The 327-nt window shown below is 43.7% G+C and carries 1 protein-coding gene; it reads left to right on the top strand.

The features are described from left to right. The coding region (locus LF817_RS20500) for an ATP-binding protein (RefSeq protein ID WP_371925116.1) at positions 1–327 on the top strand (327 nt) is incomplete at both ends.

The following is a 327-nucleotide window of genomic DNA, read 5'->3' as shown; positions in this document are numbered from 1 at the left end:
GGCAGATTACTATCGTACCATCATTGTTCCCAGTCGGGTTCGAAAGCCAAAAGACAAGGCCAGCGTGGAAGGAACGGTCGGCTACATTTCACGTCAAATCATCGCTTCACTACGAAACTACCAATGTAGACAAAAATCTCATCTTGGAGTTGGCAACAGGTAATTATCTGCAGAATCACCACAACATTATTATGATGGGAGCTTCGGGGAACGGCAAAACATGGATTGCGAATGCTTTTGGCATTCATGCCTGTCGCCAATTTCACAAAGTGAAATATATCAGGTTGCCAGAATTACTGGATGAATTAGCTGTAGCGAAGTATGAAG

The sequence above is a fragment of the Halobacillus sp. A1 genome (assembly GCF_024189295.1).
Lineage (GTDB): Bacteria > Bacillota > Bacilli > Bacillales > Halobacillaceae > Halobacillus_A.
The sequence above is the reverse complement of the archived record's forward strand: the minus strand, read 5'-3'. Positions and strand labels throughout refer to the sequence as shown.